Origin of the sequence: Geodermatophilus obscurus DSM 43160 (assembly GCF_000025345.1) — a bacterium.
Lineage (GTDB): Bacteria > Actinomycetota > Actinomycetes > Mycobacteriales > Geodermatophilaceae > Geodermatophilus > Geodermatophilus obscurus.
This window is the reverse complement of the sequence record NC_013757.1, coordinates 1,530,093-1,555,756: the sequence shown is the minus strand read 5'-3', so window position 1 is coordinate 1,555,756 and position 25,664 is coordinate 1,530,093. Positions and strand designations below refer to the sequence as shown.

At 71.2% G+C, this 25,664-nt stretch carries 21 protein-coding genes and 1 tRNA gene; 16 read left to right on the top strand and 6 right to left on the bottom strand.

Going from position 1 to position 25,664, the window contains the following annotated elements; translation table 11 throughout:
- Positions 1-74 precede the first annotated feature (74 nt).
- The 3 genes from GOBS_RS07375 to GOBS_RS07365 form a co-directional block, all read right to left on the bottom strand.
- Positions 75-608, bottom strand: a complete 534-nt coding sequence (locus GOBS_RS07375) for a hypothetical protein (RefSeq protein WP_012947667.1) — start codon at positions 606-608, stop codon at positions 75-77.
- Between the two features lie 2,822 nt (positions 609-3,430).
- Positions 3,431-3,955 (bottom strand): DUF4760 domain-containing protein, encoded by a 525-nt coding sequence (locus GOBS_RS07370; protein ID WP_424954955.1) that lies wholly within the window; start codon positions 3,953-3,955, stop codon positions 3,431-3,433.
- Between the two features lie 212 nt (positions 3,956-4,167).
- Positions 4,168-4,359: a hypothetical protein gene (locus tag GOBS_RS07365; protein WP_012947663.1), complete on the bottom strand. Its 192-nt coding sequence runs from the start codon at positions 4,357-4,359 to the stop codon at positions 4,168-4,170.
- Positions 4,360-4,656: 297 nt separating this feature from the next.
- On the opposite strand from GOBS_RS07365, the gene GOBS_RS27225 reads away from it, so the two are divergent.
- Positions 4,657-4,771: transfer RNA gene (locus tag GOBS_RS27225), tRNA-Arg, on the top strand.
- A 418-nt stretch (positions 4,772-5,189) separates the two neighbouring features.
- Positions 5,190-5,801: a calcium-binding protein gene (locus GOBS_RS07360; protein ID WP_166487322.1), complete on the top strand. Its 612-nt coding sequence runs from the start codon at positions 5,190-5,192 to the stop codon at positions 5,799-5,801.
- 254 nt (positions 5,802-6,055) lie between these two features.
- Here GOBS_RS07360 and GOBS_RS07355 read toward each other — a convergent pair whose 3' ends face one another.
- On the bottom strand, positions 6,056-7,093 hold the full coding sequence (locus GOBS_RS07355) for an LLM class flavin-dependent oxidoreductase (RefSeq protein ID WP_012947661.1): 1,038 nt from the start codon (positions 7,091-7,093) through the stop codon (positions 6,056-6,058).
- Between the two features lie 217 nt (positions 7,094-7,310).
- Here GOBS_RS07355 and GOBS_RS07350 point away from each other — a divergent pair, with 217 nt between their 5' ends.
- Entirely contained in the window at positions 7,311-9,236 is a 1,926-nt protein-coding gene (locus GOBS_RS07350; RefSeq protein WP_012947660.1) for a putative bifunctional diguanylate cyclase/phosphodiesterase, read from the top strand.
- A 115-nt stretch (positions 9,237-9,351) separates the two neighbouring features.
- Here the strand turns inward: GOBS_RS07350 and GOBS_RS07345 are convergent, their stop codons facing one another.
- Positions 9,352-10,146: an SGNH/GDSL hydrolase family protein gene (locus GOBS_RS07345; protein ID WP_012947659.1), complete on the bottom strand. Its 795-nt coding sequence runs from the start codon at positions 10,144-10,146 to the stop codon at positions 9,352-9,354.
- A 58-nt stretch (positions 10,147-10,204) separates the two neighbouring features.
- Here GOBS_RS07345 and GOBS_RS07340 point away from each other — a divergent pair, with 58 nt between their 5' ends.
- The 9 genes from GOBS_RS07340 to GOBS_RS07300 all read left to right on the top strand — a co-directional run bounded on the left by GOBS_RS07340 (position 10,205) and on the right by GOBS_RS07300 (position 21,472).
- The gene (locus GOBS_RS07340) at positions 10,205-10,726 is read left to right on the top strand and encodes an NUDIX domain-containing protein (RefSeq protein WP_012947658.1); all 522 of its coding nucleotides are present in this window, start codon (positions 10,205-10,207) and stop codon (positions 10,724-10,726) included.
- A 170-nt stretch (positions 10,727-10,896) separates the two neighbouring features.
- On the top strand, positions 10,897-11,409 hold the full coding sequence (locus GOBS_RS07335) for a flavin reductase family protein (protein ID WP_012947657.1): 513 nt from the start codon (positions 10,897-10,899) through the stop codon (positions 11,407-11,409).
- 251 nt (positions 11,410-11,660) lie between these two features.
- Positions 11,661-12,188: an RNA polymerase sigma factor gene (locus tag GOBS_RS07330; RefSeq protein ID WP_041241993.1), complete on the top strand. Its 528-nt coding sequence runs from the start codon at positions 11,661-11,663 to the stop codon at positions 12,186-12,188.
- Positions 12,172-13,245, top strand: coding sequence for a hypothetical protein (locus GOBS_RS07325; protein WP_012947655.1), 1,074 nt, complete (start codon positions 12,172-12,174; stop codon positions 13,243-13,245). The genes GOBS_RS07330 and GOBS_RS07325 overlap by 17 nt, the downstream gene beginning before the upstream one ends.
- 2 nt (positions 13,246-13,247) lie before the next feature.
- Positions 13,248-14,246 carry an ABC transporter ATP-binding protein gene (locus GOBS_RS07320; protein ID WP_012947654.1) on the top strand — a complete coding sequence of 333 codons (999 nt, stop codon included), beginning with the start codon at positions 13,248-13,250 and terminating at the stop codon, positions 14,244-14,246.
- Positions 14,243-15,100, top strand: a complete 858-nt coding sequence (locus tag GOBS_RS07315) for an ABC transporter permease subunit (RefSeq protein ID WP_012947653.1) — start codon at positions 14,243-14,245, stop codon at positions 15,098-15,100. The genes GOBS_RS07320 and GOBS_RS07315 overlap by 4 nt, the downstream gene beginning before the upstream one ends.
- A gap of 215 nt (positions 15,101-15,315) precedes the next feature.
- Complete coding sequence (locus GOBS_RS07310) at positions 15,316-17,934, top strand: bifunctional FO biosynthesis protein CofGH (RefSeq protein WP_012947652.1); 2,619 nt, start codon at positions 15,316-15,318, stop codon at positions 17,932-17,934.
- A 146-nt stretch (positions 17,935-18,080) separates the two neighbouring features.
- Positions 18,081-21,236 carry an NACHT domain-containing protein gene (locus GOBS_RS07305; RefSeq protein WP_012947651.1) on the top strand — a complete coding sequence of 1,052 codons (3,156 nt, stop codon included), beginning with the start codon at positions 18,081-18,083 and terminating at the stop codon, positions 21,234-21,236.
- 56 nt (positions 21,237-21,292) lie between these two features.
- Positions 21,293-21,472, top strand: coding sequence for a hypothetical protein (locus tag GOBS_RS07300; RefSeq protein WP_041241384.1), 180 nt, complete (start codon positions 21,293-21,295; stop codon positions 21,470-21,472).
- Positions 21,473-21,502: 30 nt separating this feature from the next.
- Here GOBS_RS07300 and GOBS_RS27220 read toward each other — a convergent pair whose 3' ends face one another.
- Positions 21,503-22,348 (bottom strand): ATP-grasp fold amidoligase family protein, encoded by an 846-nt coding sequence (locus tag GOBS_RS27220; protein ID WP_012947650.1) that lies wholly within the window; start codon positions 22,346-22,348, stop codon positions 21,503-21,505.
- Between the two features lie 102 nt (positions 22,349-22,450).
- Between GOBS_RS27220 and GOBS_RS27215 the strand changes: the two genes are divergently transcribed.
- From GOBS_RS27215 to GOBS_RS07275, 4 genes are read left to right on the top strand one after another with little or no spacing between them, the layout of a single operon-like run.
- Complete coding sequence (locus tag GOBS_RS27215; RefSeq protein ID WP_166487321.1) at positions 22,451-23,014, top strand: hypothetical protein; 564 nt, start codon at positions 22,451-22,453, stop codon at positions 23,012-23,014.
- Between the two features lie 36 nt (positions 23,015-23,050).
- On the top strand, positions 23,051-23,446 hold the full coding sequence (locus tag GOBS_RS07285) for a VOC family protein (RefSeq protein WP_041241991.1): 396 nt from the start codon (positions 23,051-23,053) through the stop codon (positions 23,444-23,446).
- 42 nt (positions 23,447-23,488) lie between these two features.
- The gene (locus tag GOBS_RS07280; protein WP_012947647.1) at positions 23,489-24,502 is read left to right on the top strand and encodes an NADPH:quinone reductase; all 1,014 of its coding nucleotides are present in this window, start codon (positions 23,489-23,491) and stop codon (positions 24,500-24,502) included.
- Between the two features lie 12 nt (positions 24,503-24,514).
- Positions 24,515-25,648, top strand: coding sequence for a glycerate kinase (locus tag GOBS_RS07275; protein ID WP_012947646.1), 1,134 nt, complete (start codon positions 24,515-24,517; stop codon positions 25,646-25,648).
- Positions 25,649-25,664 lie beyond the last annotated feature (16 nt).

Genomic DNA, 25,664 nt, shown 5'->3' with positions numbered 1-25,664 from the left:
CGCCGCGCCGAGCATCCCGTCCGTAGATGTGAGGCCCGTCATAAGTTCCTGCGAGGGAGCCGGGAGCCGCGCAGTCAGTCAGCCGCATCCCGGCGTGCGTCGAACCAGGCGCGGATGACACGCTCGGCCGCCTCGCTAGCCCCCTCAGGGGTTGGCGCGTGGACAACGAGCCCTTCGACGCTGTCGCCTGTCAGTCGGGCGATACCGATGCGGGCCTCCACCGCTTCGCCCCGGTCAAGCGCTGGCTGCAGTTGGCGGCGAAGGAGCCACGCGGCGTTCTGCAACGTCAGCTTGATGGCGTCCCAGCTCGCGTTGGTGAGGATGGCCAGCGCGAACTCGGCCACGGCGTCTGCGCCCCCGCCGAACTCGGCCTTGTTCGGTAGGTCCCGCTCCTCTCGTCCGCCGAAGCCGACCGCTCCACCTCGTGCCTTGACCCCCCGGACGAGCTGCTCGTCCCAATCCAGGTACGCCAGCCCGTCGCCGCCCCCTGCCAAGCGGCGGGGACGCGGCAGGACAGCCACAGGCGGCCCATCTGCGGGTGCGGCGCGCAGGTACTCGACAAGGTGCGAAGGGGGCCAGTTGTCATCCAGATCCGTCTGGTGCGCCATGCACCGATCCTCGCGGCGCGGACGCCCCTCGGCCCGGTGACGCGTTGCCCGGCAGCCGCCGCCCGGCAGCCGCCGCCCGGCCCCAAGATCGAAGCAGGCACCTTTGACCTAGCCATGGCCGCCACGTGCTGTGCCTCATGCCTTCGCGTACATGTCTCGCTGCTGAACTGCCTGTGCGCGGCGATCCCGGCGCGCGAGCGGGTGATCACCTGCGAGGAGGTCTCCGAGTTCGGCAGACAAGCCGACTGCACAAGTCGACAGGGCTAGGTCGGTGTCCCTGGCGTTATGAAGACACTGGGGCTCGCTCCCCCCGAGGCTGCGGTAGCGCAGATTGCTCGGCAGCCACCTTCCTACGCTCAGGGAGCTGATGTGACAGGCCTCGACGGGGGAAACGTCCCGACTTGGGTTGGAATCGCCTTCATGTCCACGTCCGTGATGCTGGCCGCCCTTTCGTATCAACGAAGCGTCCGCGACAAAGAGCGTGACCAGGCATCTCGGATTTCAGCATGGCTCTCGGTGGAGAAGGCCCCTGAGGCGAAGTTTGGAGCTGAAGGAGAGGTTGTCCTAGCTCTATCCGCTGTCATACGTGTGTCGAACCGGTCCGAGAGTCCTGCCTTCGAAATCCAATTAGTGGTGCCGCCCGTTCAAATTTTTGGCCGCGCTAGCCCACAGCAGCATGGCCCCTCATGGCCTAGAAGTCGTCGCGAGGTTACGCCAGCCGGGTTGGCGCGCCGCGCCACGACCGCCTCACCAATGCCACCTATAGGCGGGGCAAGCCAAGCCGGCTTCCGCAACGCCTTTTAGGCGCTTCGGCGCGGGTGTAGGCCCAGAAATATACGAAGTGCTAACCCTAGACGAGTTACCGCCCAACACTCGAGCCATCGCGAAGATGAGGCATGAAATAGCTCGCACGCCTGTCGTGAACGGAGAAACGGGATACGACGCCACAGTTCAGTACGCTATCGAACAACCGATACTTGTCTTTACGGACGCATTGGATCGGCGATGGCGTCGCAATGCGAACCGTCGCCTTCGGAGAGTTAAGGGCGGGCTGGGCGTGTTGGAGCCCGATAGACCTTGACTCGGGTAACTTATGGCGGGCCCCTGCCCGTGAAGTCAGATGCCCAATCGAGTCCTTGCTCTCCGGGCGACGAGGAAAAGCGCTAAGGGAGCATATGAAGGGTTTACTCCGCCAGTCGCCTCCTAGGACAGGGTTCCCTGCCTTCGCACACAACCTGACTGCACAGGTTAATGTTGACGATGAGCCCGACGCGGGGCTGCGCTAAAAATCGTGACGTCTACCACTAGACGTCTAGGACGTCTAGACGATTCTCGTTACGTTTGTCATACCATCAGTAGCGACACGCATACATAGACTTATCGAGTGACTCGTTGGCCGAGTCGCAGCGCTCTGTAGCCCCTTAATCTAATGGCGTGAAGCGCTTGACAGCATCAGAGGCGGGGGAAGATCTGTCGTGCGTTCAGGTAATAAGCGAAGAAGTCCAGCTTGTCGCGCCGTTCGTCATGGCAAGGCAGGCTGATGGCCGAACGAACTTCCACTGGCCGGTGGTGGACGCGCGATCACTGGATACGTCTGGTGATGTGGGTCCTCTTCGGATGTGTCGCTTCATTGTTGCCTCTCGCTATACAGGCTATCAAAGGAATAAATTCGCCCGGTGGCCCAACCTTCACGGCCGTCTGTGGCAACGGCGAACTCCTGATAATCAGCGCAGTGATAGCTGCGGGCGTACTTGGAGAACTTATCCTAGGACTGAGTCGCAGTCCAGATGTCATGTTCTTCTTAGTCCTCAGCTTTGCGTGTGGCGCTGAATTGGTAATCGCATCTTTATGGTATGCGGACTTGAGTGATGCGTTGACTGCCGCAGAGATATCAGGCGCTACTGCTACTGACGCAGACCCAGATCACTACGCCATCGCCGTTTCAAGTACCATCATGTTCGGACTTACGGTACTCACCGGTGGCTTCTCTATGTACGCAGCCTCACGCGTGAAGGAGGGGTGAGATGTCATCCGAAATGTGGTTCGTCGGGGCCGCAGCAGTACCCCCCATCCTTGCTGCCATAACGAGTTACCTCGCCTTCCGACGGAAGTCCAGGCAGCGCGCGCAACCCAAGGTTCTTGTCGTGGTGGACGGCAAACGCGTTGAATTCACGCCCACTCGCGAGGAGTCGGATCGACTCGGGTCCATCTTGGCCGCGCACGGCCCCGGCAACGGATGACTTCCGAGCGGCATTTGGCGCGGGGAGCGAAGGGGCTCGTGGCGGACCTCGTTAGTCGTGATGACGCCGCGTGGGAAGAGTGCCACAGGGATTTGGCGGCGGCAGCTCGACTGAGGGGGCGGACACCTACGACACGACGGTGCCGGCTGACCGGTCCCCGACCTCGCGCATGACTACCGGGAGCCGGACGACCCGCTGACCGAGCTGCTGGCCCTGCTCCGGCAGAACCGACGGGAGGTCGCCGTGAGCCTGCGGGGGCCGGTCAAGTTCCGTGTGCTGGACCGAAGGGAGGACGCCCACCGGCTGACACGCTGCGTCCGCCGCATGGGCTGGTCGCCGGACCCGCTGAGGCAGGCGTGAGCAGCGCGGCCAGCTAGTTCCGCGCGGGCTGCCCACCCCCGCCCTGAGCGGCTTACTAAGGGACACCCCACAGCGGAACCCATGACTGCGTCACGCCGGACAATAACCTTGATCGACGGTGTTGAATAGGGGCGCTCCCGCATGCCGCCTAGTGCCCGAGAGATAGCCGCCTCCCGGACTGCGCACTTTCTCAGCGAGTGGCTAGCACTCTCCAAGTGCCGTTCACGTTCTCTCTTTTACTGGGTCCCCACCGCCAGAATCGGGGCCGCGAGCCTTCACCGCGACGAAACCCTGCTTAAGTGCCTCGTCGGCGGTGATCGACCGGGCCGCCGCTGCATATGTCTCCAGCCGACTGAGCCAGTACCTGCCCACGGTCGCATTTCGTTTCCGCTCAACCTCGACGTATTCTGCTATCGCCTCCCAGACGCTGTATAGGCGCACGTGCAGGAAAGCTATAACCTTTCGCTCGTCGAGGAGGCCGAACGCCACAAAAGTGACCGCGTTCTGAAAAAAGTAGGCAATCTTGATCACGGCCGTCCTTGCGGGATCCGGCAGGTCGAAGACGCCCAGCTCCGAGGAGTGTTCCTTGGCGAGCCTCGAGACGACGTAGTTGTAGTCGTCGTGAAATGCCGGGTCCCGAAATTCAGACATAAGTTGAAGGAAGGCGGATACATGATACGCCTGTCGTGACATCCTTTGCTGGCGGATTCCTAGGAAGATTGACGAAATGAGAGCAGCAAATGACACGACCACGGCAACGACGCTAATGGGTAGGGATGTGTTCACAGATTCGACCCTCCGTACATGCCGGTCCGGGCAGCCTCTAACTGAACCGTACGCCTATGGGGAACTGGCGGGGATCCGAGTGGGACGAATCGCGGGGCCACATACGCCCCGGGCCCGGCTCAGGGCGCACTGTTCTAAAGCCGCCTTCAGGGCGGAGGTTGCCTGACGCGGTACTAGCTGCGCCGGTACGGGTCGATCTGCAGAGTGCCCATGATCTCCCAGTGGTACGCGATCCGCTCGTCCGTCTCTTCAGACGAGATCGTCCGCGCCCAGTCCTTCCGGTACAGCTCGTCCAGGACCCGACGCTCCTCGGCCGCGTCGCGGATGTCCTGCCGGTCGGCATCGGTGAACCGCCGGATGGTCATGCCGGGAGACTCCTCGATTCGGTCACGGTCCGCAGCGGGGTGGGGTGGAGATCCCTCTGCCCACCCTTTTCAAGATCACCACGGTGATAAAGGCCCGCTACCCTTTCACTTCTCCAAGGTTCCGTGCGCTTTGTGAGCGCGCGCGTATGCGCGTAGCTGCATAACCATGCAGCGTGCAAGAGGCGTTGGTCCTCAACCCAGCCGTTAACGGTGGCGGGCACAGAGTGAGGGCACACCACGGTTGACGAATTGGTGCAGTGGGGTGAATGAAGGTGCCCAGAGAGCAGGTAATTGTGGGCGTCCGGGGGCAGTGAACTCCACCCGCCACCCCACCCCACCTGCGTGTTTGTCCCCGTGATCTTGCAGGTGCCTTCTAAGCACTTGGTCGCAGGTTCGATCCCTGCCGGGCGCGCCCACGGTCCTCGTGCGCCTGGCACGAGGCCACCGCCCCGTTCCTCGAGGCCGCCTGTTGGCGGATCCGTGACGCTGCGGTGACGGCATCGCGGGAGCATCGTCCGGAAGACCCGTCCGCGACGATCTCGATGGCACACCCGGAGGGACCCCTCTGGCACCCATCCGCACGCGCGGGGCACGCCCTGGGTCCCGGCACCGGACGGGTCGCAGCGTCGTCTCCAGAGGGGTCCTGGCAGCCCCGTCGAAGAGCTACGAGGAGCCCCCTCCGGAGGAGCCCATCCGCGAACCTCGCGGTGGACGTGTCCAGGAAGGGAGTCGTCATGTACGGATGCCAACCCGTGCGGGGACGGACTCGGCGTGCAATCCGGCCGGCCGTCGTCGTAGCCGTGGTGGCCTCGGCCGGCCTCGTCAGCCCCGTGGCCGCTCAGGCGCAGCAGGTGACCTGCCTGAACCTGACGCCGACGCACATCGGCACGGAGAGGAACGACACACTCGTCGGGACCAACGGTCGAGACGTGATGATCGGGCTGGGCGGGAACGACACCATCCGCGGACTGGACGGCCCGGACGTCATCTGTGGCGACTACGGGGACTCCAGCACCCGGCCACGGCCTGGTCGGGACACCATCTACGCGGGGCCCAGCGGGGCCGGTGCGTTCGATGTCGACCAGGTCCGAGGGGAGGAGCGCGGCGACTGGCTCCGTGGTCAGGAGGGCCGGGACGAACTCGAGGGTGGTTCAGGTGGGGACGAGATCCACGGCGGCCCAGGAGCCGACGACCTCAACGGCCTCGAGGGCAACGACGTCATGTACGGCGGCCCGGACGACGACATGCTGCGCGAGTCGAATCCCAACGGGGGCAACGACCGGCTCTTCGGCGAGTACGGGAACGACCAGCTCGAGGGTGGCGACCACGACGACCGGCTCGATGGGGGGCCCGGCACCAACACCAACGACGGCGGGGACGGCTGGGACCGGTGCATCAACCCGAACCGGGCGATGGGCGCGCTGAACTGCGAACGCCCGTGACCTCACCGAGGCCCGCAGCGGCCGGCGTCGCCAGGCGGCGGCGGCCCTCGGCCCAGGGAAGGCCGGCTCAGTCGTCTCCGAGAGGAGCGCTGTCCGACACGTGACGGCGGCGCTGGCTCTGGCGCGCTGGTCGCCTGTGTCGTCCCAGGAGGTCCTCGCGGTGGGCACGGGTGGGCGACCACACCGCCTCCTGCGACCCCGTCGGCGTAGGCGCACCCACCCCGCGCCGCTGTGCCCGACGGCCGACCGGACGGTCAGCGGACGCGCTGCTCCCACGGCGTCCAGCCGATGGCCGGGGCGACGTGGCGGGCGATCGTCTCCAGCAGCCGAGCGTTGTACTCGACGCCGAGCATGTTGGGCACGGTGAGCAGCAGGGTGTCGGCCTCACCGACGGCGGCGTCCCCGGCCAGCTCCTCGGCGAGCTGGTCGGGCTCGCCGACGTAGCTCTTGCCGAAACGGGCGCGCACCCCCTCGAGCAGGCCGACCTGGTCCTCACCCGAGCGCTCGCCGAAGTACTGCCGGTCGAGATCGCTGGTGACCGGCAGGACGCTGCGGCTCACCGACACCCGCGGGGTCCGCTCCCAGCCGGCCTCGGCCCAGGCGGCGCGGTAGCGGGCGATCTGGTCGGCCTGCAGCTCGTCGAAGGGCACGCCGGTGTCCTCGCTGAGCAGCGTGGAGCTCATCAGGTTCAGTCCCTGGCGGGCGGCCCACTCCCCCGTCGTCCGGGTGCCGGCCCCCCACCAGATGCGCTCGGCCAGGCCTGGCGACTGCGGCTGGACCGCCAGCCTGCCCGGCATGCCGCCGGTCATCCGCGGATCGGCGTCCACCAGGCGCTCGCCCCGGATCGCGGCCATGAACAGCGCCGTCTTCTGCCGGGCGAGGTCGGCGTCCGTCGAGCCCTCCGGCGGCACGTACCCGAAGGCCTCCGAGCCGCGCAGCGCCGTCTCGGGCGACCCCCGGCTCACCCCGAGCTGCAGCCGCCCGTCGCCGAGCAGGTCGGTCGCCGCGGCCTCCTCGGCCATGTACAGCGGGTTCTCGTAGCGCATGTCGATGACGCCGGTGCCCACCTCGATGCGGCGGGTCCGCGCGGCCATGGCGGCCAGCAGCGGGAACGGCGAGGCCAGCTGCCGGGCGAAGTGGTGCACCCGCACGTAGGCCCCGTCGAGCCCGACCTCCTCGGCCGCGACGGCCAGCTCCACGCTCTGCACGAGGGCGTCCCGCCCGGTCCGCACCTGCGAGCCCGGGATCGGCTGCCAGTGCCCGAACGAGAGGAACCCGATCCGCTTCTCCATCACCCTCACCTCTCATCGCTCCGCTGCGGTCGAGCACCAGGAGCCCCGCCCGTGTTCCCGACGACGGCCAGCACCACCCCGGGCGGGAGCCCGGCCGCACATCACCCGTCACTCCTGCCTCAACGTGCTCAAAATGTGACTGTCTGTGGTGAGTCGACCACGACTCTCCGTCCACGAGTTCCCGGGCTGGACGGGTCCTGTCCCGCAGGCTGTGCGGGTGAACCTGAGCGCCCACGACGTGTCGCGTCCCCAGGAGGGGACCGCCGGCGCCGCCGCCGGCTCGAGGCTCCGCGCGATCGACACCCTGCTGGCCGACCGCGGACAGCTCTTCCGCGCGTTGTTCGTCACCGCGCCGATCCCCAAGGCCCTCGTCGACCTCGACGGCCACCTGCTCGTGGTCAACGACGCGCTGTGCGTCATGACCGGCCGGACGCCGGAGGACATGGTCGGCCGGCACGTCGACCTGCTCGCCCACCCGGACGAGGCCCCGGTGCCCGACCGCGCCGACGGCCCGCTGGACCCGTGGCTGCGGGTGGACGGCGAACGGCGGCTGCGCCGCGCCGACGGCACCGAGCTGTGGGCCACCCAGTCGCACGAGGTCATCCACACCAGCACCGGGACGCCGCAGTTCGTCGTCCTCTCGCTGATCGACGGAACCGACCGCCGCCGCGCGGAGGAGGACCTGGTCCGGCGGGCCTTCACCGATCCGCTGACCGGCCTGCCCAACCGGCGGGCCCTCAACGACCGGCTCAACCACGCCCTCGCGCTGTCCCGCCGCCGCGGGCTGCAGGTCGGGCTGGTGCACCTCAACCTCGACCGGTTCCAGGCGGTCAACGACGTCCTCGGCAACGAGGCCGGCGACCAGCTGCTCATCCAGGTCGCCGACCGGCTGCGCTGGAGCACGCGGGTCGAGGACACCGCCGTGCGGCTGGGCGGCGACGAGTTCCTCATCCTCGCCGAGGACGTCGAGGACCTCGACGGCCTGCGCACCATGGCCGACCGGCTGCTCGGCGTGCTCGACGACCCGTTCCTCATCGGCAAGCGCGAGATCGTGCTGTCGGCCAGCGTGGGCCTGACCCTGGGCTCCGACGTCGCCCCCGACGACCTGCTGCGCCAGGCGCACGCCGCGCTCACCCGGGCCAAGGCCGACGGCAGCCGCGCCCGCATCGAGGTGCACGACGGCGGGCTGTCCGACAGCGAGGTCGACCAGCTGCAGCTGGAGGCCGACCTGCGCAACGCCCTGGAGTCCGACGAGCTGCGGCTGTTCTACCAGCCGATCGTGTCGCTGCACGACGAGACGCTGCTCGGCTACGAGGCGCTCATCCGCTGGCAGCACCCCACCCGCGGGCTGCTGCCGCCGGGGGCCTTCCTCACCGCCGCGGAGGACAACCGGCTCACCTCCCGGCTGGGCGCCTGGGTGCTCCGCCAGGCCTGCTTCGACGCCGCCGGCTGGCCGGCCGGCCTGCGGGTGCACGTCAACATCTCCGCCCGCCACCTCGCCGAGCCCGGCTTCGCCGAGCTGGTCACCGACGCGCTGGCCGAGTCCGGCCTGCCGCCGGAGCGGCTGGAGCTGGAGATCACCGAGTCGACGGCGCTGTTCGCCGCCGACGCGACGCTGCACGCGGTGTCCGAGGTGACCGACGCCGGCGTCACCCTGGCGCTGGACGACTTCGGCACCGGCTACTCGGCGATCACCGCACTGCACCGGCTGCCCATCCACACGGTGAAGATCGACCGCTCGTTCGTCGCCGACGTGGTCACCGAGCCCTCGACCGCGGCGCTCGTGCAGGGCCTGGTCCAGCTGGGACTGGGCATGGGCCTGCAGGTCATCGCCGAGGGCATCGAGGACCTCGACCAGGCCGACTGGCTGCGCGAGCACGGCTGCGAGATGGCCCAGGGCTACGCCTTCGGCCGGCCGGCGCCGCTGCCCGCCACCGTCCCGAGCACCGGGGACGTCGACCTGACCGGCACCCTGCCGCCCGGCGAGGTCACCGTGCAAGACGTGCTCGACGGCGAGGCCGTGGTCGCCTCCGGGCTGCCGCCGGTGCCCCCGCCCCAGCCGCCGGCGACCCGGGCGATGACGGTCGACGAGCTGGTCTCAGAAGGCCTGCCCACCGAGGACCGCCGGCTCGACACGGACTAGGGGCACCGCTCCGTCCAGGAGCTGGCCGCGAGCCTGCGAGCGGTGGGGGGCAAGGGGTCCTTCTCCGAGGGGTGCGGAGGACGGGGTCCTTCCACGGTGGGGCAGGGGTCCTCGTTCAGCCGCGCGGCAGCGCCAGCGGCACCGGCCGCTTGGCGGCGCGGCCGTCGCCCGAGGACCGGCCGCGCAGCCGCCGGCCGATCCACGGCGCGACGAACCCGCGCACCCACGCCGCCTCCTCGGCCAACGCCGCCCGCAGTGCGCGGCGCGGCTGCGGGGGCAGCGGGGTGTGCCAGTCGTCGTCCACCAGCAGGCCCAGCGCGGTCGCCGCAGCCAACGCCGTCCGGCGGTGGCCCTCGGCGGTGAGGTGGATGCGGTCGCTGTCCCACATCCGCCAGTCCTGCACCCACCGGGCGCCCCACTGGTCGAGGACGACGGCGCCGTGCCGGGCCGCGATCGACCACAGCGAGGCGTTGAACACCGCGACCCGGCCGCGGGTGCGCCGCAGGATCGGCGTCTGCCGCGGGTCGACGCCGGTCGCCAGCAGCACGTCGGCGCCGGCAGCCCGGAAGCGGACGACGGCGTCCTCCAGGTCGGCGGCGAGCCGGTCGGGGTCGGCGCCGGGGCGGAGCAGGTCGTTGCCGCCGGCGACCAGGCTGACCAGGTCCGGCCCGGCGGCCAGCGCGACCGGCACCTGCTCGTCGAGCACCTGCGCGAGCAGCCGGCCGCGGATGGCCAGGTTGGCGTACTCCACGTCGCCGTCGGCCGCGGCCGCCAGGTGCTCGGCCAGCCGGTCGGCCCAGCCGCGGTACTCCCCCGGCCGCTGCGGATCGGCGTCGGCCAGCCCCTCGGTGAACGAGTCGCCGAGAGCGACGTAGCGGCGCCACGTGGTGCGGGAGGGTCCGAGCTGCACGTCCCCACTCCAGCACGGTGACCGGACACACGCCGAGCCGCCCTGGGAGGCTGGCCGCGTGCGGACGACGGGCAGCAGGGAGGTCTACCGAAACCCGTGGATCCGGGTGCGGGAGGACGTGGTGGAGCGCGCCGACGGCAGCACCGGGATCTACAGCGTCGTCGAGAAACCGGACTTCGCGCTCGTGCTGCCGTACGAGCGCGACGGCTTCTGGCTGGTCGAGCAGTTCCGCCACCCGATCGGCCGGCGGGCCTGGGAGTTCCCGCAGGGCACCTGGACGGCGGGGTCGGACGGCTCCGCCGAGGAGCTGGCCCGCGCGGAGCTGGCCGAGGAGACCGGCCTGCGCGCCGGCTCGCTGCGCCACCTCGGGCACCTGGACCTCGCGCCGGGGCTGTCCACGCAGGAGTTCGACGTCTGGCTGGCCACCGACCTGGCGCAGGGCCCGACCGCCCGGGAGGCGACCGAGGCCGACATGCGCTCCGCGTTCGTGAGCGAGGCCGAGCTGCGGTCGATGGTCCGCGACGGCCGGTTCACCGACGGGCCGAGCCTCGCCGCCTACGCCCTGCTGCTGCTCGCTTGAGGACCCCCCTGCCCCCCACCGTGGAAGGACCCCGTCCTCCTCATCCCTCGCACGCTCGGGGTGAGCCTCGGGACGGGGCCAGCGGCGGGACCCTGCACGGGGGCCGCCGTCCGGGTCATCGACCGGCGCACACCGTTCGGCCCGGACCGGGATGTGGTCGACTGGCCGCCATGCCGGTCGACCCCGCCACGTTCGCCGAGGCGCTGCGCCAGTACGCCGCCGGGGTGTGCCTGCTGACCGTCCGCGACGACATCGACGACGTCGGTACCACCGTCACCTCGGTGATGAGCGTGTCCGCGCAGCCGCCGCTGGTCGCTGTGGGGCTGACCGCGGGCGGCTACCCGGCCGAGGTGCTGGAGGAGGTGGGCCGGTGCGCGCTGACCGTCCTCGCTGCCGAGCACGCCATCGTGGCCAGCCGGTTCTCCTCGGCCGGGCGGCCCAGCGCCCGCCACCTGCTCGAGTCGGTGCCGTGGCAGCGGGCGGGGGACAGCGAGGCGATCGTGCTGGACAGCGGGCTAGCGGCGCTGGACTGCCGGCTGGAGCGGCTGGTCGGGGCCGGCGACCACGTGCTGGCCCTGCTGGAGGTCACCGGCGTCCCGGTGCTGGCACGCGGCGGCGCCCCGCTCGTGCGGCTGCGTGGCCGCTACGTGGACGAGACGGGCTCGCTGGCCGGGCGCGCCTGAGGGAGGACCCCCTGCCCTCCCGCTGGCAGGCTCGCGGCGGGACCCTGCAAGGGGCCGAGCTTCGGGACGGGGCCGGCGGCGGGACCCTGCAGGGGGCCATGGGCAGGCATCCTCGGCGGGTGTCACACACGGGCCCCGGGCGGTGCTCTAGGGACATGGACCTCGTTCGACGGGCACGACCCGAGGCCGTCCTGGCCCTCCCGGGCGCGGTGCAGCGGAGCGCGGGCGTGCGGATCGGGGGGACGGACGGCGTGGCGGTCCCCCGGTCTGCGGCCACCGGGGCCGTGCGTGCCGACCTCGACGAGGTGTTCCGCCGGGAGTACCCGCGGGTCGTCGGCGTGGCCGCCCGGGTGCTCGGGTCCCGGGACTCCGCCGAGGACGTCGCCCAGGACGTGTTCCTGTCCTTCGGCCGTTCCTCCGTGCCGGCCGGTGAGGCCCGCGGGTGGCTCTCGGTCGCCGCGGCCCACACCGCGCTGAACCTGCTCCGCTCGGGTCGCCGCCGCGCCTCCCGAGAGGAGAGCGCCGCCGCGGCGGACGACGTCGTCGCGCCCGACGTGGCCGACGCGGTCGTGACCCTCGAGGAACGCCGCCGGGTCCGGGCCGCGCTGGCCCGGCTGCCCCGGAAACAGGCCGTGGCCCTCGTGCTGCGGCACAGCGGCCTGAGCTACGCCGACGTCGCGGCGGCGCTCGATCTGTCCCCCGGCAGCGTCGGCACCACGGTGCGGCGCGCCGAATCCGCCCTGCGCGAGGAGCTGAACCGTCATGCGTCATCCGACTGAGGGCGTGCTGCGCCGACTCGTCGACGAGCCGGCCGGGGTCTCCGACGCCGACCGGCAGCACGTCGCCGACTGCCCCGTCTGCCTCACCGGCCTGGCCGCCGCGCGCGAGGACGCCACGGTGGTCGGGGCCGCGCTGCACACCGACGGCGCCGCGGACGTCGACCCGGCGGCCGCCTGGCAGCGGCTGTCCACGGCGCTGCCCGCCCGGGCCGCGGTGCCGGCGGCACCCCGGCGGCGGAGCGGGCTGCTGCGCCGCCCGGCCGCCGCGGCGCTCGCCTTCGCCGTCGTCCTCAGCGGCGCCGGTGTCGCGGCGGCGAACGACTGGCTGCCGATCTTCCGCACCGAGCAGGTCGCCCCGCTCGAGGTGAGCCCCGACGACCTCGTGGCGCTGCCCGACCTCACCGCCTACGGCGACGTCGAGCTCACCGGCGACGACGGCCCGCAGTCCGTGCCCGACGCCGCGGCCGCCCGGAACGAGACCGGCCTGGAGGTCCCCGAGGTGGCCGACCTGCCCCGGGGCGTGGACGGCGAGCCGGTGTACCAGGTGGTCGGTGAGCTGAGCGGCGTCTTCACCTTCTCCGCCGAGAAGGCCGCGCAGGCCGCGGCGGCGTCCGGGGAACCCCTGCCGCCCGTGCCCGCGGGCCTCGACGGCAGCCAGGTGCGCCTCACCGCGGGCCCGGGCGTCGCGGCGGTGTGGTCGCAGACGTCGGGGCTGCCCACCCTCGTGGTCGGCCGCGCGGTGGCGCCCACGGCGTCGTCGTCCGGCGTCCCCTTCGAGACCGTGCGGGACTTCCTGCTCTCGCTGCCGGGCCTCCCCGAGGACGTGGCGGCCCAGCTGCGCACCTTCACCGCCGACGGATCGACCCTGCCGATCCCGGTGCCGGTCGACCTGGTGGAGACCTCGCAGGCGGAGGTCGGCGGCCTGCCCGCCACCGTGCTCGAGTCGCGCGACCAGGCGCTGGCCGCCGTGGTCTGGGTCGAGGACGGCGTCGTCAACCTGGTCGGTGGCGCGCTGGGCACCGACGAGGTGCTGGCACTGGCCCGCGAGCTGGGCTGACGATGGCCGACGCACCTCCGGTCGCGGCTCCCGGCGACGCCGCCGTCCGGGCCGCGGCGCAACTGGTCCGCGACCTGCCCCCGACCCCGGCCCTGTGGTGCGACGGCCTGCGGAAGCGCTACGGACGGCGCACGGCCGTGGACGGCGTCTCGCTGTCCGTGGGCCGCGGTGAGGTGGTGGGCCTGCTGGGGCCGAACGGGGCCGGCAAGACCACCGTCATCAAGATGCTGCTGGGGCTGGTCCGTCCCGACGCGGGTGAGGTGATGGTGCTCGGCCGGCCCGGCGCCGACCCGTCCGCCCGCGCCCGCGTGGGCTACCTGCCCGAGCTGTTCCGCTACCAGCCCTGGCTGACCGCGGCCGAGGTGCTCCGGCTGCACGTCCGCCTGGCCGGCGCCGACATCCCCCGGGACGAGCAGCACGGCTGCCTGGAGCTGGTCGGGCTGGGCGCCCGCGCCGGGGACCGGGTCGGGGGCTTCTCCAAGGGCATGCAGCAGCGGCTCGGGCTGGCCGTGGCGCTGGTGGCCCGCCCCGAGCTCGTGGTGCTCGACGAGCCGACCAGCGCCCTGGACCCCCTCGGCCGGGCCGACGTGCGCGACGTGGTGCTGTCGCTCCGGGAGCGTGGCGTGGCGGTGGTGCTGAACTCGCACCTCATCGGCGAGGTGGAGCGGGTGTGCGACCGGGTGGTCGTGCTGGACCGCGGCCGGGTCGCCGCCTCCGGCACGCTGGCCGAGCTGCTCGGTCAGCGCGAGGTCCGGCTCCACCTGACCGGGGTGAGCCCCGCGGCCGAGGCGCGGCTGGCCGCCGCCGGGCCGGTCGAGCGCGAGGGCGAGTGGTCCACCGTCGCGCTGCCCGCCGACGACGACGGGGCCGCGGTGCCCTCCCTGGTGCGCGACCTGGTGGGGCTCGGCGTGCAGGTCCACGCGGTGGAGCCGGCGCGGATCAGCCTGGAGGAGCGGTTGCTCGGCATCCTGCGCGCCGGCTCCGGGGACGGCCGGCCGTGACCGCCCGCGCGGTGCTCACGATCGCGGCGCTCACCCTGCGCGAGGCCTCGCGGCGGCGGGTGCTGTGGGCGCTGGTCGCCCTCACGGCCGCGCTGCTGGTGCTCAGCGGCTGGGGCTTCGCCCGGCTGGCCTCCGTGGAGACCGAGTTCGGGGCCATGACCAGCGGCCAGGCCCGGCTCGTGGCGTCCCAGCTGCTCAACCTCGTCATGTTCGGGATGAGCCTGATCGCGGCGCTGGGCACGGCGTTCCTCGCGGGGCCGACGCTGTCCGGTGAGGTGGAGAGCGGCATCTCCCTCGCCATGCTGGCCCGGCCGGTGCGGCGCTCGACCGTGCTGCTCGGCAAGTGGCTGGGGCTGGTGGCCTTCGGCAGCGGGTTCGTCGTCCTCGCCGGCCTGGCCCAGTGCCTCGTCGTCGAGCTGACCGTCGGCTACTGGCCTCCCGACATCGTCGGCGCACTGGCGCTGCTGGCCGGGCAGACCACCGTCCTGCTGACCCTGGGCCTGCTGCTGTCGACCGTCGTGTCGCCGATGGCATCCGGCGTGGTGGCCGTCGGGCTGTTCGGCGCGACCTGGATCGCCGGCGTGGTCGGCGGCATCGGGCAGGCGCTGGGCAACGACGACGTGGCCCGGGTCGGCACGGTGTCGCGGGTGCTGCTGCCCACCGACGGGCTCTGGCGCGGGGCCATGCACTCCCTGCAGGACCCGTCCGCTCTCGCCCAGTTCGGCGTCGAGCTGGAGGGGTTCCCCTTCCTCAGCGAGGCCCCGCTCACCGCGGCGTACCTGGCGTGGACGGTGGTCTGGGTGGCGATGGTCTGGGGGCTGGCCGCGCTGGCCTTCTCGCGCCGCGACCTGTGAGCGGCCCCCGTCCTGGATCCCTGCCAGGCCCGCGGGCGGGAGCGGCGCACCCCTGACCCCGGTCCGCGCCCCGGAGCACCGGCCTGAGCTGGCGAAGGGCAGGGAGGACGGGGGCCTTCCACGGTGAGGGGACGGGCAGTCGCCTTTGCGGGGGCCGGCCGCGGGGGTGCGAGCGGCTGGGGGGCGAGGGGGTCCTTCAACTAGCGTCGGGACCGATGAGCGAGCCGTTGAACCCGTCGGAGTCCGCCGTCCGCCGTGCCCTCACCCGCGCCGAGCGCGGGGTGACCCTGGACGCCGTCGAGGCCGAGACGGTGCTGCACGCCCGAGGGCTGGGCGAGGGCGAGCCGCTGGACCGGCTGCTGACCGCGGCCGGCCGGATCCGCGACGCGGGGCTCGCCTCCGCCGGGCGGCCGGGAGTGGTGACCTACAGCCGCAAGGTGTTCATCCCGCTCACCCACCTGTGCCGCGACCGCTGCCACTACTGCACGTTCGTCACCACGCCCGGGCAGTTGCGCGCCCAGGGCAAGGCGCCGTTCCTCTCTCCCGACGAGGTGCTCGACATCGCCCGGGCCGGTGCCGCGCTGGGTTGCAAGGAGGCGCTGTTCACCCTCGGCGACCGCCCGGAGGACCGCTGGCCGGTCGCGGCCGAGTGGCTGGAGGCCCACGGCTTCGACTCCACGCCGGCCTACCTGCGCGCCATGGCGATCCGGGTGCTGGAGGAGACCGGGCTGCTCCCCCACCTCAACCCCGGGGTGCTGAGCTGGGAGGAGATCCAGCGGCTCAAGCCCGTCTCCGCCTCGATGGGGATGATGCTCGAGACGACCGCCACCCGGCTGTGGTCCGAGCGGGGCGGCCCGCACTTCGGCAGCCCCGACAAGGAGCCCGCCGTCCGGCTGCGGGTGCTGGAGGACGCCGGCCGCTCCGCCGTCCCCTTCACCACCGGTGTGCTGCTGGGCATCGGTGAGGACTACGCCGAGCGGGTGGACGCCGTCCTGCAGATCCGGGCCGCCGCGCAGCGGCACGGGCACGTGCAGGAGGTCATCGTCCAGAACTTCCGCGCCAAGCCGCGGACGGCGATGGCCGCACACGACGACCTGGAGCTGCAGGAGTACGTCGCCGCGGTCGCCGTCACCCGGCTGCTGCTCGGCCCCGGGGCGCGGGTGCAGGCGCCGCCGAACCTCTCGGACTCCACCGAGCTCGGCCTGCTGCTGCGCGCCGGCGTCGACGACTGGGGCGGCGTCTCCCCGCTCACCCCCGACCACGTCAACCCCGAGCGGCCGTGGCCCAACACCGACGAGCTGGCCGCGCTCACCGCCGAGGCCGGGTTCGAGCTGCGCGAGCGGCTGGCCGCGCAGCCGCCGTACGTGCTCTCCCCCGAGCCGTGGCTGGACCCGCGGGTGCGCCCGCACGTCGCCGCGCTCGCCGGCCCCGATGGCCTCGCCGTCGAGGGACGCATCCCCACAGGACTGCCGTGGCAGGAGCCCGACGAGGCGTGGACGTCGTCCGGGCGGACCGACCTGCACGTCGAGGTCGACACCACCGGGCGCACCGGCGACCGGCGCGGCGACTTCGACGCCGTCTACGGCGACTGGGCCGAGCTGCGCTCACGCACCGAGAGCGCCCGCGACGGGCACTCGACCGCGCTCGCCGCCGGCGACCCGACGGTGCGCGCCGCGCTGGGGCACGCCGAGACCGACCCCGCGGGGCTGTCGGACGCCGAGTACCTGGCGCTGCTCGGCGCGGGCGGCCCGGACCTCGACGTGCTGTGCGCGCTGGCCGACGCCGTCCGCCGGGACGTCAACGGCGACGACGTCACCTACGTCGTCAACCGGAACATCAACTTCACCAACGTCTGCTACACCGGCTGCCGGTTCTGCGCCTTCGCCCAGCGGCGCACCGACGCCGACGCCTACACGCTGTCCCTCGAGGAGGTCGGGGCGCGCGTGGACCGGGCGTGGGCGGCCGGTGCGACCGAGATCTGCATGCAGGGCGGCATCCACCCCGACCTGCCCGGCACCGCCTACCTCGACCTCGCCCGCGAGGTGAAGCGCCGGCAGCCCGGCATCCACCTGCACGCCTTCTCCCCCATGGAGATCGTCAACGGCGCGGCCCGCACCGGGTTGTCGTTCACCGACTTCCTGACGGCGGCTCGCGAGGCAGGTCTCGACTCCGTTCCCGGGACGGCGGCGGAGATCCTCGACGACGACGTCCGCTGGGTGCTCACCAAGGGCAAGCTGCCGACGGCGACCTGGCTGGAGATCATCACCACCGCTCACCGGGTGGGCATCCCGACGACGTCGACGATGATGTACGGCCACGTCGACACCCCCGCCCACTGGGTGGCACACCTGCGCACGCTGGCGCGGGTGCAGGACGAGACCGGCGGCTTCACCGAGTTCGTGCTGCTGCCCTTCGTGCACCACAGCTCGCCGATCTACCTGGCCGGCGTCGCCCGCCCCGGGCCGACGGTGCGGGAGAACCGGGCCGTGCACGCCGTCGCCCGGCTGCTGCTGCACGGGCGGATCCCGAACATCCAGACGTCGTGGGTGAAGCTCGGGGACGTCGGCACGCAGGCGGTGCTGCAGGGCGGGGCCAACGACCTCGGCGGCACGCTGATGGAGGAGACGATCAGCCGGATGGCCGGCAGCACCAACGGCTCGCTGAAGACGATCGCCGAGCTGGAGGCCGTGGCCGCCGCGATCGGCCGACCGGCCAGGCAGCGGACGACGGAGTACGGCACCCCGTCGGCGGAGCGGCTGGCGACCGCCCGCTCCGAGGAGGGCCGCCGCGCCCTCGACCTGTCGGTTCTGGCGACACCGACCACGACGACGTAGGCGGGCTGAGGCCGCCGCGGATACGCATGCCGCGCGATCAAGGTCCTACTGCTGCTCCGCGTCGCAATCGCCAACGCGCCGAGCTCCCGCTCGCTCCGTCCCAGCGCAGGAACCAGTACCGTCGGCCCACTTCGGAGGGGGCCGCGGTGGAGGATCTGGAGAAGGCGTTCAAGGCGATAGAGCCATACCTGCCGGCATCAGTGGCCGATTGGCTCCTGACGGTCGTCACCGTGTTGGTTGCCCTCGGGGTCCTTTTCACCGGCCTGAGCTGGTTGGGCAAACCGTTGAGCTACATGGGCAAGCTCATCGCCGGTCTACAGATAGGCAAACGACGGCACGAGGCTGCGCGAAGAGCTATTTTCATCGACTCGATAATCGGCCGGATCGAGCAGATCGACCAGAACGCTGAATGGACTGACCGTAGATACACCGAGCTTGAAGCTGAAGTCGAAGCCGAGGGGGATCGGAAGGGTGTGGGCTTACTTCCGCGACTTCTCTTCTCCACCGGCGGCCGACGGCGGGAACGAACCCTTGGGAAGGCCCTGAGGACGAGCAAGCATCCTCAGATCCTCCTGCAGGGAGACCCCGGGAGCGGCAAGAGTGTCGCGCTTCGTCATGTGGCCCTCGACATGGCAAGACGAGCCAAGAAGGCCGGGCACCGTACGCGCCTTCCGCTCTATGTCAGTTTGAAGGATTTCAGGCCCGCAGGTGAACACGTCGGTGCCGATGATGTCAAGCATTACATCCTGGACGCGGTGTCCGATCTGAACGACGCCAGGCAGACGAGATATCTTCGCGAGCATTTCGACGATGGACTCGACTCCGGTCACTGGTTTCTGCTGCTGGACGGCTTCGACGAGATCCCGGAACTGCTCGGCGCCGTCGAAGTGGATCAGACGATCCACAAGTATGCCAACGCCATAGCCGCCTTCTTCAACGGAGCCTCCCGCTGTCGGGGCGTCCTCGCCTCACGCGAGTACAGAGGGCCGACGGACGATCTCCCCTGGCCACGGTTCTACCTCGTCAGTCTATCGGAGTCCCGCAGACGAAAGTTCATAAAGCGCGCCAATCTTGACCCGGAGGCGACTCGGCTGCTGCGAACCCACTTACCGAACGCGTCGAGCGATGTACGCAGGCTCGCAGACAACCCGATGTTCCTCGGATTGCTGTGCGAGTTCGTCGAGCATGAACGGGCGTTCCCCGATACAACACACGCAGTCTTCGAGTCGCACGTGGTTCGAGCCTTTGAGGACGGGGGGGAAGCGGACCGGATCTTCGGCATCTCGAAGGCCCGGATCCGGGAGGTCGCGGAACAATTTGCCTTCTGCATGGCAGCGGACACAGGCGTGGGGTTGAGCGTCGCGCTGCCGGACCTGGAGGCCTCCATGGCCCGCAACCACTTCATCCTCGAGTCGGCGGATGAGGCGACTCGCGTGGCCAGGGCGCTCCGGTACATCCGCTTGGCGCGATCCGAGCCGTCACATCATCAGATCGAGAATCCACCGCTCAGTTTCTCTCACCGTCGTTTTCAGGAGTATTTCGCTACCTGTCTCGTTCTCAAGAACCCGACCATCGTCCCTGAGGCAGCGCTCCTGACGGATGGCAGATGGCGCGAAACCGCCGTCACGGTGCTCCAGATGCATCCACCTACTCAAACCGTCAAACTCATCGCCACGGCCAATAGGCTGATGGATGAGCTCGTGGAGCAGCTCCCGCCGGTGCCGGACACGGTCGACAAGGCGAGCGACCTCGCCCATTCCGACCCCTTCGCGTGGCCGCCACGAGCTATACATCTACTAGCACTACTGGACGCGGGCCTTGCCACCGCCCCCAACAGCCAGTCGGACGTCATTCGAGACAAGGCGGGTCGTGTGCTCTCAGGCGCAAATACCGTCGGGATCATCACGGATAGGAAGTGGGCCCTGGACGTCGCTGGAACCGCACCGGATCACGTCCTCTTGAGCCTGATCCGCACTTCGTTCGCCACGGGGAGTTCGTGGCTCCGCGAAGCCGCCTTTCGCCAGATCGGAAGAATCAAACCGCTGCCCGAGGACGTCTCCCAGGCAGTCTGCTTCGGCCTGGTAACTTTCGCGAGCGGAGGACGACTACGCCAGGAGTGGCCCGCCCTCAAGGCGCAGGTCTCGAACCTGAACCCCTCCGCCCCCTTTCTGAATGCAATGCGACTGCTCCTGATCGCGCCTATCGCCGACCTTCTCGCTCACGCATTATGGGGTGCGCTGCTCCTGACCTCGGGAGTCAACCCCGCGACGGTCATCCTAGCTTCGCTTTTGTCATACCTGGGATTCACGGTGCTCCGTGGGACCACTGGTTTCGCATGGACGGTCAGTGGACACGCCCTGCCAACACTGATGCGGGTTCTGCGCGGGCTCGCGGGTAGGACGTCCTGGTTTGACACGATCATGGTGGCCTATGGTCTGTTCATCACGAGAATCCTCATGATCGGTATCGTGCCCAACGGGCTGTGGCTGACCCTGGCGCTTGCATACCTCTTCACCTGGGCACCCTCGGTCATCACGGTCGTGCGCTTCAATTCGCTGCAGGATCGAAACCTCGCCTACGCTTTTCCACAGCTGCTCGTAGCGCGCCTCGTCACGAGGGCGATACACAAGCTCCTCCAGCGCTGGGGCTGGAAGACCGTGGCACTGAGGGTGGCATACATCACAGCGCTCGGAGTCGGCTTGATCTTCACCCTCATCTTGATGTCAAATACTGACGTCGGCCGCCAGTACGTCGCCCCGGCGGCGATCGTAGTATTTGGCGTCTTTTTGGCGGCCGCCGCCATCGCAGCGGTCGTGCAACTGGTCCGTCTCGCGCTCGACCTGTACCAATACCGCCGTTACCACCGACGAACACCAACTTCAGTGGGGGCTTCGGATGTGGTCCGGCTGTTCGAATCGTTCAGGACTCCGGGGTTCTTGACCCGGACCTTCAAGTTGCTCCGTCGGAACAGAGTCTTCGCCCGGAGTCCTGGAACGGAGCCAGCTCTGCGCGACATTGCTTGGGTGCTGGAGTTCATCAGGGTGGACATCGCCTCGCGAGCCAAGGAAGGTCCCGAGGAGTTGAAGCGTCGAATGGCTGAGAAGATCGTTGTCTGGCCAACCTTGAGGACGGCCGAAGTCGCGCGGTGGGTTGCTGCCGATGAAAGACGGGCTCGCAGGAGGCTCGAGGCGCTCGGCCCTGATTTCGCGGACGAGGTCGGGTACGCCCTCGAGCAGGCGATCGCGGCACAACGGAGCGAAGCCGGGGAAGCGGCCAGAGTGAAAAGCTTCTCTAATCTCTGATCGGAGGTCGGTACTCCGAGGCGCCTCCTCGCGACGACAGAACGACGATCAGCCGGATGGCCGGCAGCGAGAACGGCTCGCTGAAGACCATCGCCGAGCTGGAGGCGATCGCCGCGTCGATCGGCCGGCCCGGCCGCCAGCGCACGACCGACTACGGCACGCCGTCGGCGGAGCGGCTAGCCACGGCCCGCTCCGAGGAGGGCCGCGGCGCCTGGACCTGTCGATCACCCCGGTGAGATCCGGCGAGATCGCCGATCTCGCCGGGGTCAGCCGCGGGTGTGGCGGAGCGGCGGGAGCGTCCAGGTCGCGCCGAGCCAGGCGTCGAGATCGGGCTCCAGCGGGGACAGCCCCGCCCCCGGGTAGGGCGTGAGCTCGCCGAACCACAGCTCGCCGTCCACCTCGTAGCAGTCGACGCGCAGCATGTCGAAGCCGTCGGCGAGGGCCGTGGCCGCCTTGAGCAGGTCCTCCAGGCGCTCGGGCGGGTCGGCGTCCGGACCGGGCCGGTAGCCGATCGTCCAGGGCAGCGGCTCCCACTCCGGGGAGTAGAGCCGGGTGCCGTGGTCGTCGTCCCGGCCGGTGTGCAGCTCGACCAGCCGGGGCTCGCCGCCGACGACCACCACCTTGAGGTCGGCCGGCACCACGCCCGGGACGCCGATGAACTCCTCGACCAGCAGGCACGGCCGCGCCCGCCGGTAGGCCCACTCCTCGCTCTTGCGCCAGTACCGCTCCTGCACCCAGCCGGCCGTGCGCCGGCGCAGGTCGGCGACGTCAGCGGGCCCGCGGCCGAACAGCCGCCGGATGCAGGAGTGGTTGGGCTTGAGCACCCAGTGGTCGGCCAGCTCGACGTCCGCCAGCTCGCCGACGTCGGTCCCGGCCCAGAGGGTCTCCGGGACGCGCACCAGGCCCGGTGCCAGCCGGCGGGCGTGCTCCTTCATCGCCAGCTTGTCGCAGGTGGGCGCGAGCAGGTCGCGTCGGTCGAGCGTGATTCGCCAGTTGAGCTTCTCGGTGAAGGTCCGTGGTCGCAGGAGCGGCGGGAGGTGTCCGGTGGCCTGTCGGTAGAGCAGGGTCCGGCGCACCGGCGCCGGCAGGACGCCGGAGCGCGGGACGAGCACCCCGCAACCCCAACAGCCGGGACGGCGACCGGCAACCGCAGGACCGCGTGCTCGCTGGTTGCGGGGTACCTGACGGTGATGCGGACGGCGGTGGGATGGGCCGTGGCTGCGGTCGTCGGCGTGCTGATCGCCTGCACCTCGACCGTGGCGGGGACCGCCTCCCCCGGCGGGCCGCCCGACCTCGAGGCCGCGCTGTCGGTGCAGCTCCCCGGTCTCCGGCCGGTCGACCCACCGCCGCCGCCATGGCAGCTCTGCACGACGGCACCAGGCACGCGGGCACCGCGCCTGGACCCCGCACTCGGGGAGCCGGTGACCCGCGGCTACGCCTCCGAGGAGATGGCCCTGTACGCCTACGCCTGGGCCACGTCGGCGCCGATGGTCGCGGAGGCGATCCTCGGTCAGGCGGAGATGGAGGCACCGGACTGCACGTCGGCACCGCCCTCCCCAGGCGGCGGCGCGGGTGCACGAACGGTGGACGGCTGGACCGGGTCGGGGTGGAGCGGCGTCACCATCCGCACCGCGGTCTCCGGACCAGGACCGGCCGTGGACGAGACCCGCCTCGTGCACGCCGAGGAGGTGGTCGTCCTCGTCATCGCAGCGGGAGACGAGCCCGACCTCCGAAGGGTCGACGACTACCTCGCCGCGGTCGCCGACCGACTGCGCTGAGCACTCCCGTCAGCAGGTCCCCCTACGGTGACCGCCATGGCGAAGCAGGTGATCCCATTCCTCATGTTCCAGGGCGACGCGGGGCCGGCGCTCGACCTCTACACGTCGCTGTTCGCCGACGCGCGCGTCGTGGACCTCACCCGGTGGGGAGCCGACGGTCCCGGCGCCGAGGGCACGGTCCAGAGCGCCACCTTCACCATCGCGGGCCAGGAGTTCCGCTGCTTCGACAGCCCCCCGGTCCACGACTTCACCTTCACGCCGTCCTTCTCGATCTGGGTCGAGACGGCGTCGGAGGAGGAGCAGGAGCGGCTGTTCGCGGGCCTGTCCGAGGGCGGCGCCGTCCTGATGGAACTCGGCGACCACGGCTTCAGCCGCCGGTTCGGCTGGGTCAACGACCGCTTCGGCGTCTCCTGGCAGCTCAACCTCGCCTGAGCCGACCGCGCGTGCCGGAGCAGGACCGGGTAGGACGGGACGGTGCGAGCCATCGTCTACACCGAGAACGGCGACCCCGACGTCCTGGAGCTCATCGAGCGCCCCACCCCGGAGCCCGGCCCGGGTGAGGTGCGGGTGCGGCTGGCCTGCTCCGGCGTCAACCCGACCGACTGGAAGTCCCGGCGCGCGAACCCGCCCGGCGCCGACGGCCAGATTCCCGACCAGGACGGCTCCGGCACCGTCGACGCCGTCGGCGAGGGCGTGGACCCGGTGCTGGTCGGCGAGCGGGTGTGGGTCTGGGAGGCGGCCTGGCAGCGCCCGCACGGGACGGCGGCCGAGTACACCGTCGTCCCCGCGCGGCAGGTCGTCCTGCTCGGCGCCGGGCCTTCGTTCGAGCTCGGCGCGGCGCTGGGCATCCCGTTCCTCACCGCGCACCGCTGCCTGACCGTGGCCGAGTCGCTGCCCGACCGGCTCGGCCCCGGGGCGCTGACCGGCTCGACCGTCCTCGTGCAGGGCGGGGCCGGCGCGGTCGGCAACGCCGCGATCCAGCTGGCCCGCTGGGCCGACGCGACGGTCATCGCCACGGTGAGCAGCCCCCGGAAGGCCCAGCTGGCCGCGGCGGCCGGGGCCTCGCACGTCGTCGACTACCGCGAGCAGGACGTCGTCGCCGAGGTGCGCAAGGTCGCCCCGAAGGGCGTGGACGCCATCGTCGAGGTCTCCGCCGCGACCAACGCCGCCGTCGACGCGCAGGTGATCGGCCTGCACGGGGCGGTGGCCATGTACGCCGACGACGGCGGGGCGGAGGTGACCGTGCCGGTGCGCGCGCAGATGAACGCCAACGCGCGCTGGCAGTTCGTCCTCGTCTACACCGAGCCCGAGCGCGCCAAGGCGATCGGCGTGGAGGACGTCAACGCCGCCGTCCTGGACGGCGCGGTGCGGGTCGGTGCGGACGCCGGCCTGCCGCTGCACGTCTTCCCGCTGGCCGAGACCGCGCAGGCGCACCGGGCGGTGGAGGACGGCGCCATCGGCAAGGTGCTGGTCGACGTGACGGCCTGACAGGATCGCGGGGTGCCTCGCGTCTTCGTCGCCCCGGACAAATTCAAGGGATCCCTGACCGCCACGGAGGTGGCCGCGGCAGTGGCACGCGGGTTCACCGCCGGACGCTCCGACGTGGAGGTCAGCTGCCTGCCCGTCGCCGACGGCGGTGACGGCACGCTCGCCGCCGCCCTGGCTGCCGGGTTCGAGGCGGTCCCGGTCACCGCGACCGGGCCGACCGGTGAGCCGGTGGAGACCGCGTTCGCGCGGCTCGGGGAGGTCGCCGTCGTGGAGATGGCCGACGTCTCGGGCCTGGCCCGGCTGCCCGGCGGCCGGCGCGCGGCCCGCACCGCCACCAGCCGCGGCACCGGCGAGGTGGTCGCCGCGGCGCTGGCCGCCGGCGCCCGCCGCGTCGTCCTGGGCATCGGCGGCAGCGCCACCACTGACGGCGGCGCGGGGCTGCTGCAGGCCCTCGGTGCCGAGCTGCTCGACGCGGACGGCGCACCCATCGGGCCCGGTGGCGCGGGGCTGGAGCAGCTGGCACGGGTCGACGTCAGCGGGGTCGCCACCGCGCTGGGCGGCGCCGAGGTCGTCGTGGCCTGCGACGTGGACAACCCGCTGACCGGTCCCTCGGGCGCCGCCGCGGTCTACGGCCCGCAGAAGGGCGCCACCCCGGACGACGTCGTGTACCTCGACCGCTGCCTGACCCGGCTGGCCGACGCCGTCGCCGACGCCACCGGGCGGGACCTCCGCGACGAACCGGGGGCGGGCGCCGCCGGTGGGGTCGGGTTCGCCGCCCTCGCCGTCCTCGGGGCGCAGCTGCGGCCGGGCATCGACCTGCTGCTGGACCTGCTCGGCTTCGAGCGGCTGGTGGCCGGCGCCGACCTCGTGGTCGTAGGTGAGGGGTCGCTGGACGAGCAGAGCCTGCGCGGCAAGGCCCCGGTCGGCGTGGCCCGGCGGGCCCGGGCGGCCGGCGTCCCCGAGGTGGTCGCCGTCTGCGGGCGCCGCGACCTGGACGACGCGGCGCTGCGGGCGGCCGGCATCGACGCCGCTGCCGCGCTCACCGACATCGAGCCGGACCCCGACCGCTGCATGGCCGAGGCCAGCCTGCTGCTCGAACGCCTCGCCCAGCGCGTCGCCGCCGAGCACCTGCCGACCCCGGCCTGACGGCGCGTCCGAGCGC